Consider the following 8,802-nt stretch of genomic DNA (forward strand, 5'->3'; position numbering starts at 1 on the left):
CCGTCGACCTTACCCCCCACCTCCCCACCCCCCAACACCCCCCAAAAACCCCCCCGGGCGCCAATCACCCGGGCCCCCCCCATCCCACCGAAGGATGCGGGCGACCTTTCGCATGAAAGAACACCGCTCCGCGCGGGGGCTAGCTGGTGGTGCGGCGTCGGCGGCGGGGGGTTGGGTCGGGGTCGGAGGGTTGCGTGGGCTCGGTGCTTGCCTGGAGGTCGTGGTAGGCCTTGCGGGTGTGCTCGGTGTGTTCGCGCATGATCTGGGCGGCCTTGTCCTCGTCGCCGTCGCTGATCGCCTTCACCAGGCGGTTGTGTTCGCGCCAGGAGGCGGCACCACGGACCGGAGCAACGGGTGTGTAGTACCAGCGGACGCGGCGGTCGACCTGCGCCGCGAAGTCGACGAGGAACCGGTTGCCGGACATCTGCGTGATCAGGCTGTGCAGCTCGGCGTTCGTCCGCACGGTGCCGTCGATGTCGCCGGCCTCCTGGAACGCCGTCCCCACCTTGCAGAGCTCCCGCAGCTTGGCCACGTCGTCCTTGGTCGCGTGCCGGGCCGCGAGTCGCGCGGACTCGGACTCTAGCGCCGCGCGGGCCGCCAGCAACTGGTCGACCTCGTCCTCAGCCGGAACGTGCACCATCGCACCGAACCCGGGCCGCAGGTCCACCCAGCCCTCGTTGTTCAGCCGCTGCAGCGCCTCGCGCACTGGCTGCCGGGAGACGCCGAGCAGACCGGCCAGCTCGACCTCGACGAGGTGCCGGCCGCGCTCGAGAGTACCGTCGATGATCATCTCGGTGAGCGCCTCGTAGACCGACTCCCGCAACGGTGTCGGCCGCTTGACGTGCCGCACCCCGGCCGGTTCCGCACCCGCCCCTGGCCCTGCACTGATCGTCGTCATCGAGGTCCCTTTCGGTCCTACAGCCGTGGCACTTGGTAGACAGTCTACCAAGTGCCACAGTGCGTTTCCGGCTTCGCCGCCGATCGTGTCAAGCGGCCGGTTCGTCGGCTGTACGGCGCTCGTCGCCGGCCGGCGGAGTGTCCCCGGTCAGCCGGGCGAGCTCGGCGTCCAGGTCCACGGGGTTGTTCAGCTCCTGCAGCTCCGGGGCATCCGGGAACTGCGGCCGCGCCGCCAGAGCACCGAACCTACGTGTGAAGATCATTGCTACCCTTCCTTGAATTCTGGCTTCTGTATACATTAGACCAGGTGTACTGACCGATTGTGCCCGCCCCTCACGTGATCCCAGTTACACCCTGGTCGAGTACGCGTGCGCCCCCGCGCCGGCCAGCCGCCCGCCGTCGACGATCAGGTACTCGTCGCGGATCGGCGTACCACCCAGCCAGGACTCCAGGATCTCCCGGGTTCCCGCGGCGTACCGGGTCTGGGCGGACAGCGACGAGCCGGAGATGTGCGGCGTCATGCCGTGGTGCGGCATGGTCCGCCACGGGTGGTCGGCCGGCGCGGGCTGCGGGTACCAGACGTCACCGGCGTACCCGGCGAGTTGGCCGCGCTCCAGTGCGCGGACGATCGCGCCGCGATCGGCGATCTTCGCGCGTGCGGTGTTGATCAGGTAGGTCCCGCGCTTCATCGTCGCGAGCAGCTCGTCGCCGAACAGTCCCGCGGTCTCCGGGTGCAGCGGCGCGTTGATCGTCACCACGTCGCAATGCGGCACCATGTCGGCCGCGCTCGGGTGGAACGTGAGGTTCAGTTCCCGCTCGATCGATTCCGGCAGGCGATGCCGGTCGGTGTAGTGCAGCTTCACGTCGAACGGCGCGAGCCGGCGCAGTACGGCGGTCCCGATCCGCCCGGCCGCGACGGTCCCGACGTGCATCCCCTCGAGATCGTACGAGCGCGCCACGCAGTCCGCGATATTCCAGCCGCCGTCGACCACCACCTGGTACGACGGCAGGTAGTTCCGCACCAGTCCGAGAATCATCATCACGACGTGCTCGGCGACGCTGATGCTGTTCGAATAGGTGACCTCGGCAACGGTCATGCCGGCCCCGATCGCCGCGTCCAGGTCGACGTGGTCCGACCCGATGCCCGCGGTGATCGCGAGCTTGAGGTTCGGCGCCTTCGCGATCCGCTCCGCGGTCAGGTACGCAGGCCAGAACGGCTGCGAGATCACGACGTCCGCGTCCGTCAGTTCGCGGTCGAGCGCCGACTCCTTGTCGGACAGGACGACGAGTTCGTGCCCCTGACCTTCGAGGAAGCTCCGCAGCCCGAGCTCACCGGAGACGCTGCCGAGCAAGGCGCCGGGCGTGAAGTCGATCGCCTTCGGTGACGGCGCGGTCTGGCCGCCCGGATAGCCGTCGATGGCCGGGATCTCGTCGCGTGCGTACGAGGTCGGGTAGCCGGTCCTCGGGTCGTCGTACAGCACGCAGACAATCTTCGCCATGATGGGAAATCTCCTTGTCCTGAAGGGATTTTCACCATCGCTGCGTCACGGCCGGGCGGTCAAAGACCTGCTCGCTATGTCGAGATAGCCGGAATCCATCAAATGCACGTCCAACAGATCGTCGAGAGCTTTGTGTACGCCGGCCTGCCGCGCGACATCCAGCAATGCGCGCGCGAGTACCGGTTCCGGGCTGCGCGCAGCGATCACCAGCCCGACCCGCGGCCCACGGGCGGGACTCTTCAGCGGTACGACGCGCATTCCATCGGGTACGCCGAACATGTGCAGCCACGCGTGTGAGATGACGGTCGACCAATGGCTGCCGTGCAAATGGCTGTACAACCCGGAGACGGTGTCGCTCTCGATCGCGGGGGTCGCGGTCACGCCGTCCTCGGTGAAGTAGCCGTTCATGATCCTGCGGTTGCGCATGTCGGGGGAGAGCAGGCACAGCGGCAGTTCCGCGACCTCGGCCCAGGTCGCGATCGGCTGGTCGGCCGACTTCGAGTGCTTCGGCGTCAGCAGCAGATAGCGCTCCTCGTACAGCGGTGTCTTGCGGACCTGCCCGAGCGTGTCGTCGTCGAGGTACGTCATCGCGACGTCCAGGTCGAACTCGGCGAGCTTCTGGGTGATGTCCCGCGACGACAGCGACTCCAGCGTCACGCGCGCATTCGGATGGCGTTCACAGAACGGAGTGGTCAGCAGCGAGACGACCGGCATGGCCGTCGGGATCGCGCCGATGCGCAGCGTGCCGGTGAGGCCGCCGCGCATCATTGACAGCTCGTGCCGCAACGCGTCCTGCTCGGCGAGGATCCGCTGCGCCCAGAGCAGCACCCGCTCACCCTCGGGCGTCAGCCCCTCGAAGCGGCGGCCGCGACGCACGATCGGTACGTCGAGCTCCTGCTCGAGCTTCCGGATCGCGGCGGACAGTGACGGCTGCGAGACGTAGCAGGCGTCCGCCGCGCGGGCGAAGTGCTTCTCCCGGGCGAGCGCGACGAGGTACTCCAGCTGGCGGAGCAGCATCAACGACCCCGGTACGGTGTGCAGTCGCCTGTATACATAATCCAACTGTAGTGAGCTGGTCTGGCGCCGGGAAGATCTCGACGGCAGTGTGAACTGGATCACACCGTGTCTGTTGCGCCGGAACTCGTTCGACGGTCTGGCAGAGGTATCTCTGCCAGAAGGAGTTGTGTGATGGACAAGGTCGTTTCGAAAGACGGCACCGCGCTCGCGTACGACGTGACGGGCAGCGGACCCGGTCTGGTGCTGATCGCCGGTGCGTTCACCGGCCGGTCATTCTTCGGTGAGTACGTCGAGGCGCTGTCGTCGGCGTTCACTGTGGTCAACTACGACCGCCGTGGCCGTGGTGACTCTGGCGACTCGGACTCCTACGCCGTGGAGCGGGAGTGGGAGGACCTGGACGCGGTGCGGTCGGCTACCGACGCTCAGTACGCGTGTGCGTTCTCGTCGGGGTCGATGGTGCTGCTGCAGGCTGGTCTGCCGTTCGAGAAGCAGGCGGTCGTTGAGCCGCCGTTCCGGGTCGCGGGAGCGCCGCCGGCACCGGAGCGGTACGTGGAGCGGCTGCAGGAGTTCGTCGACGCCGGGAACCTCGGCGGGGCCGCTGAGCTCTTCATGGTCGAGGCGGTTGGTCAGCCGCGGGAGGTGGTCGAGCAGATCCGGCAGTCGCCGATGTGGGCGGGTCTGGAAGCGATGGCGCCCACGCTGGTCTACGACGCGTTGCAGATGCGCGACAGCGCCGTACCGGTGGATCTGCTGGCGTCTGTGGACTTGCCGACGCTGGCGCTGTACAGCAACGCCAGTCCGGCTTGGCTGCAGGAGAGCGTGCGGCTGACTGCCGCGGCGCTGCCGCAGGGTCGGGTGGAGGGTCATGACGGCACCTTCCACACGCTCGCGCCGGACACGCTGACGCGGGTGCTGACGGACTACTTCCGGAGTGCGTGAACCGGACGGCCGGGGAGGATCCGGTCGAGCAGGCGCTTGAGACGTGGCGCCAGCGGCCGCTCGATGCCGTAGTGCAGGGCAGCCGCGACGCCGACCATCAGTGCCATCGTGGCGGCGACCAGGAGGACGTGGTTCGCCTGGTCGCCGAGCCGGTCGAAGATGACGAAGCCGATGTGCGCGTGCACGAGGTACAGCGGGTACGTGAGCGCGCCGAGGACCGCGAACCAGGGGCGACCGAGGCGGTGCGTGAGCCGCAGCGCGACCGCCAGCATGACCGCGAAGATCGCGATGATGATCGCCACCACAGCGCTTCTGTGGATCTCCGTGTGATAGCGGATCCCGACCCGGTCGGCGAACCCGATCCCGCGGTAGATCGCGTTGCCGAGCGCGATCGCGACGATGGCGAGGGTCTGCCGCGTGACGCCGTACCGGTGGATCAGGCAGAGCGCCATACCGGCGATGAAGTAGTGCGAGAACTGCGTGTTCAGCACCAGGTCGGTTGCGTGCGGCAACAGACCGGCCTGGAACACGAAGGTCGCGGCCAGCCAGCCCCAGAGGAAGATCGTCACCCGGCGCGCGGTGATGCCGATCCATGTCAGGACCAGGATCATCAGGTAGAACCGGAGCTCGGCCCACAGCGTCCAGTAGACGACGTCGACGTTCTCGATGTTCGGCAGCGAGTTGAACATCGTCAGGTTCGCCAGGTACTGCGGCAATGAGACCGGGAACCGCCCCTGGCTGAACGCCACCGACACGAACGCGGTGAGCGTGACCGCAACCCAGTACGCCGGGTACAGCCGCACCGCCCGCGACATCACGAACGACCGCGGACTGCGCTCCCACGTGCTGAGCAGGACCACGAACCCGCTGATCGCGAAGAACAGATCCACCCCGAGATAGCCGTACCGCGCGATCACGTCGATGTGCGGGAAACGCAGCCCGCCGAGTCCGCCGGCGTACGCGGAGAACAGGTAGTGATAGGCCATCACCGAGAACGCCGCGAAGATCCGCAGCAGATCGATCTCGTGGAGCCGTCCCCGTGAAGGTTCCACAACCATCCTTTCCTCGAGCTCGCGCACCAGTCTGCAGCCCCCACTCGCCCACATCGTCAGCCCACGGCACGATCCCCCCTCCGACCCTCGGATGACGACCCCACCGCACTGGTAGGACGTTCCAGTGACTGAGGACAGAGTGTTCAAGAGCTGGACGCTGGTACTGCGGGACTCGGACGACGACGCGCGGCGTACCGTTCGCGAACTCGGCTGGAGCCCGCGTGACGCCGACGACTACTGGGTGTCCGATGACGACGACGTGGTCCTGTTCCTGCGGCGCGATCTGGACTCCCACGAGCTGGCGTGCAACGTGCGGGGCGCGGAGCGGGAGGCGGTGGTCCGGCGCTACGACGAACTGCTGGCGCGGCTGGACGCGTGGTCGACGGACGAGCTGCTCGTCGGGATCGAGCGCGCGACGACGGCCGCGGGGACCGCACAGGCGTTGTTCCGGCTCGGGCTCGGGGCACCGTTGGAGTTCGATGAGCGGACCACGACGCAGATTGTCGGGGCGCTGTCCTTCGAGCACCCGATGATTCGCGCGGCCGCGGTGCGCAGCATCGGCTATCTGAACTGGGGCACGATGCTGCGGCCGCTCGTCGAACGTGTCGCCGACGACGACCCGGACGAGCGCGTCCAGCGACATGCCGCGCTACTGCTGACTGCAATGGATCGGGTTCAGGCGCCGGGGGCGCGGACGAGTTGAGGGTGGCGGGCGGCGAGCTCGTCGTACGCGGCGCGTACCTCGGCGGGGATGTCGACGTGATCGATGAAGTTGCGGCCGCGCGGGCCGTACCCGTCGGGGGAGAGGCGGCTGATCTCGCCGAGGAGGAGTGAGCGGAAGCGTTCGTGACTCCAGATCTCCGGCCCGTCCGGTCCGGAGCTGACGTGGTCAGGGCCGATCCACGGAATGAACGGTGCCTGGCTGAGCAACGTCGTACCAGGGAGGTCGGCGAAGGAACGCTCGAAGCAGGCATGCGTACGGCGCTGCATCGTCGGGTCCTGGATGAGGAGCAGCGTCTTCGGCGTACTGATCAGTCGGCGGGTGAACTCCGCGTTCTCGCCGCAGTTGGTGGACCGGTCCTCGACCTCCGGTGCGGAGACGCCCGCACTCACCAACAGGTCGCGAAAGACATGCGACTCCGGTCTACCGGTCCGGACCGGTAGACCCCTGCGCCGCAACGCTTCCTCGAGGAAGCGAGTCGAGTGCCCGACTCCACCACTGACGAGAATCGGCGCGGAGTACGCACGATGCGCCTCGGCGGCAACGTCGACCGACTCCAGCACGGCCGACCCCATCAGCACAACCAGGTCAACCGGCCGCTCAACCGGATCACGCCGCGCGAGGTACCGCGCAATCACATCCTCATCCACAGCACTCCCGGTCCAAGCCGTTCATCTGCCAGCGAGATCAGGTCGGTAGGCGCATTGGCATCAGGATGTACGCCGAGTCGGTCGTGGGCGCGTCGTCGCGCGAGTGGAGGCCGGTGAGGTTGGTGGGTCTGGTCGGCTGCGTGAAGGCGAAGTGCGCGATCGGTGCACCGAGTGACGCCAGCCCGTCGAGGAGATAGCCGGCGTTGAAACCGGCCACCACCGGGTCGCCGGTCAGTGTGACCTCGACGGCCTCCGAGGCCTGTGCCTCCTCGCCGTTGCCCGCGTCGAGCGTCGCCGTACCGTTCTCGAACGTGAGCCGCACCGGCGCCGAGCGCTCGGCCACCAGCGCGACCCGTTTGACCGCCTCGACGAGCGCGGCGGTGTCGACCGTGACCGTGCTGGTGATCGTGCTCTCGGTCGGGATCAGGCTGCGCACCTTCGGGAACTCGCCGTCGATCAGCCGGCTGGTCGCGTGCCGCCCGCCGCCTTCGAACCCGATCAACCCGTCCCCTGTGCGGGTCGAACCGAGCGCCAGCGTCAGCTCGTCGCCGGACATCACCTTGGCCACGTCCGCGAGCAGCTTGGCCGGGACCAGCGCGTTCGTCTCGACGCCGGCGTCGACCGGCTGCCACGGGAACGTCCGCACGGCCAGCCGGTACCGGTCGGTGGCGAGCAGGGAGATCTCCGCCCCACGGATCTCCACCCGGATCCCGGTGAAGACCGGCAACGTGTCGTCGCGCCCGGCCGCACTCACCACCTGCGCGACGGCCCGCGCGAAGACATCGCCCTCGACGACTCCACTCGCGGCCGGCATCTCCGGCAGCGGCGGATACTCGTCGAGGGGCAGCGTATGAAGGACGAATCGGGCGGAGCCGCTGCTCACCTGGACCCGGGCCGCCTCGCCGCTCAGATCCACCGAGTCCCGAGGCATGCTCCGGCAGATGTCGGACAGCAGCCGTCCCGACACCAGCACCCGCCCCGTGTCGGCCACCTCCGCCGGCACGCTGACCTGCGCCGAGCTCTCGTAATCGAACCCGGACACCGTCACCTGACCGTCCGCCGCCTCGACCACCATCCCGGCCAGAATCGGCACGCTCGGCCGACCGGGCAGCCCGCGAGCCACCCATCCCACTGCCTCGGCGAGCACGTCACGCCCGACCCGAACCTTCATTCCATCTCCTCCCAACCGAGAAGAACGAGTCAATCAGGCACCACCGACAGTTCTTCAGCCGAACCGGATCCGGCTGATCCGATCGGCCTCTCCGCGGGTCAGAGTGAGCGCCGACGCGGCGCCGGGAACGACGTACCCCGGATCCTCGGCCGCCTTCGCCAGTACCTCCGGCCATCGTCGGCAGTGCGTCGCCATACTGCCGGATCGCACCACCCGGCCGCGCGCCCACTGCCCGTCGCGAGCCACCTCGTCCGGTACGTCGAGCAGGATCAGATGCACCGGCCTTCCGGCCCATCGAGCTCGGCGACCGAGCAGTTGACGCACCCACGGACGGGTCGCGCAGTCGTGCACGACCATCGGCCCGGTGCCGCGACGCATCCCGCTCAGCACGGTGACGTAGTACAGAAGATGCACGAACGGCCGCCACCACGCGTACGGCATGAACCCCAACGTCGGCGCCAACCGATTGCGGATCCGCTCCGAGTCGTACACCCGGACCGACTCGTCGCCGGTGAACAGCCGCCGCAGCAACGTGCTCTTCCCGGCGCCAGGGATCCCCGCCAGCAGTACTACGGCATCGACCGCGTACCGCAGCTCCCGCCCCCGCAGCACTCCTTCGACAAGTCCTGAATGCACCTCGCACGTCCTTCCCGCACTCGCCAAGTACAGAGCCAAGTACAGATAGGACGAACAGCATTCATCAGCGGCCCCGAAAGAACGCTGAGAAGTCGTTAGGAACTCCCTGAGAACACTGGCGCGGGGGGGGGCGCGGGGCGCCCCCCCCCCCGGGGGTGGGGGGATGTTGGGGGGGACGGGTGGGCAAGAGTGGGGGGGGCACCCCCCCGGGGGGGGGTTG

The 8,802-nt window shown here is 68.2% G+C and carries 10 protein-coding genes; 2 read left to right on the plus strand and 8 right to left on the minus strand.

Going from position 1 to position 8,802, the window contains the following annotated elements; genetic code table 11:
• Positions 1-139 precede the first annotated feature (139 nt).
• The 4 genes from ACWGID_RS07935 to ACWGID_RS07950 form a co-directional block, all read right to left on the minus strand.
• Entirely contained in the window at positions 140-898 is a 759-nt protein-coding gene (locus tag ACWGID_RS07935; RefSeq protein WP_452195550.1) for a GntR family transcriptional regulator, read from the minus strand.
• A gap of 88 nt (positions 899-986) precedes the next feature.
• Complete coding sequence (locus tag ACWGID_RS07940) at positions 987-1,160, minus strand: hypothetical protein (RefSeq protein WP_452195552.1); 174 nt, start codon at positions 1,158-1,160, stop codon at positions 987-989.
• Between the two features lie 84 nt (positions 1,161-1,244).
• Positions 1,245-2,396: an NAD-dependent formate dehydrogenase gene (locus tag ACWGID_RS07945; protein WP_452195553.1), complete on the minus strand. Its 1,152-nt coding sequence runs from the start codon at positions 2,394-2,396 to the stop codon at positions 1,245-1,247.
• 45 nt (positions 2,397-2,441) lie between these two features.
• Positions 2,442-3,413, minus strand: coding sequence for a LysR family transcriptional regulator (locus ACWGID_RS07950; RefSeq protein WP_452195555.1), 972 nt, complete (start codon positions 3,411-3,413; stop codon positions 2,442-2,444).
• A 171-nt stretch (positions 3,414-3,584) separates the two neighbouring features.
• Between ACWGID_RS07950 and ACWGID_RS07955 the strand changes: the two genes are divergently transcribed.
• The gene (locus ACWGID_RS07955; RefSeq protein ID WP_452195557.1) at positions 3,585-4,352 is read left to right on the plus strand and encodes an alpha/beta fold hydrolase; all 768 of its coding nucleotides are present in this window, start codon (positions 3,585-3,587) and stop codon (positions 4,350-4,352) included.
• Here ACWGID_RS07955 and ACWGID_RS07960 read toward each other — a convergent pair.
• Positions 4,334-5,404: an acyltransferase family protein gene (locus ACWGID_RS07960; protein WP_452195559.1), complete on the minus strand. Its 1,071-nt coding sequence runs from the start codon at positions 5,402-5,404 to the stop codon at positions 4,334-4,336. The two genes, ACWGID_RS07955 and ACWGID_RS07960, sit on opposite strands and share 19 nt — an antisense overlap.
• A 124-nt stretch (positions 5,405-5,528) precedes the next feature.
• On the opposite strand from ACWGID_RS07960, the gene ACWGID_RS07965 reads away from it, so the two are divergent.
• Positions 5,529-6,107 (plus strand): hypothetical protein, encoded by a 579-nt coding sequence (locus ACWGID_RS07965; RefSeq protein WP_452195561.1) that lies wholly within the window; start codon positions 5,529-5,531, stop codon positions 6,105-6,107.
• Here ACWGID_RS07965 and ACWGID_RS07970 read toward each other — a convergent pair.
• Genes ACWGID_RS07970 through ACWGID_RS07980 form a run of 3 tightly spaced genes read right to left on the minus strand, consistent with a single transcriptional unit; the run spans position 6,080 to position 8,582 of the window.
• Positions 6,080-6,775, minus strand: coding sequence for a YdcF family protein (locus ACWGID_RS07970; protein WP_452195563.1), 696 nt, complete (start codon positions 6,773-6,775; stop codon positions 6,080-6,082). The genes ACWGID_RS07965 and ACWGID_RS07970 overlap by 28 nt on opposite strands.
• Positions 6,776-6,812: 37 nt before the next feature.
• Positions 6,813-7,946 (minus strand): DNA polymerase III subunit beta, encoded by a 1,134-nt coding sequence (gene dnaN, locus ACWGID_RS07975; RefSeq protein ID WP_452195565.1) that lies wholly within the window; start codon positions 7,944-7,946, stop codon positions 6,813-6,815.
• Between the two features lie 54 nt (positions 7,947-8,000).
• Positions 8,001-8,582: an AAA family ATPase gene (locus tag ACWGID_RS07980; RefSeq protein WP_452195567.1), complete on the minus strand. Its 582-nt coding sequence runs from the start codon at positions 8,580-8,582 to the stop codon at positions 8,001-8,003.
• Between the last annotated feature and the right edge of the window lie 220 nt (positions 8,583-8,802).

It is taken from the genome of Kribbella sp. NPDC054772 (assembly GCF_053611945.1).

What these genes read in the sequence shown, in the direction of transcription:
- ACWGID_RS07935 (WP_452195550.1), bottom strand. Translation starts at nt 898, where the DNA reads ATGACGACGATCAGTGCAGGGCCAGGGGCGGGTGCGGAACCGGCCGGG.
- ACWGID_RS07940 (WP_452195552.1), bottom strand. Translation starts at nt 1,160, where the DNA reads ATGATCTTCACACGTAGGTTCGGTGCTCTGGCGGCGCGGCCGCAGTTC.
- ACWGID_RS07945 (WP_452195553.1), bottom strand. Translation starts at nt 2,396, where the DNA reads ATGGCGAAGATTGTCTGCGTGCTGTACGACGACCCGAGGACCGGCTAC.
- ACWGID_RS07950 (WP_452195555.1), bottom strand. Translation starts at nt 3,413, where the DNA reads ATGCTGCTCCGCCAGCTGGAGTACCTCGTCGCGCTCGCCCGGGAGAAG.
- ACWGID_RS07955 (WP_452195557.1), top strand. Translation starts at nt 3,585, where the DNA reads ATGGACAAGGTCGTTTCGAAAGACGGCACCGCGCTCGCGTACGACGTG.
- dnaN (WP_452195565.1), bottom strand. Translation starts at nt 7,946, where the DNA reads ATGAAGGTTCGGGTCGGGCGTGACGTGCTCGCCGAGGCAGTGGGATGG.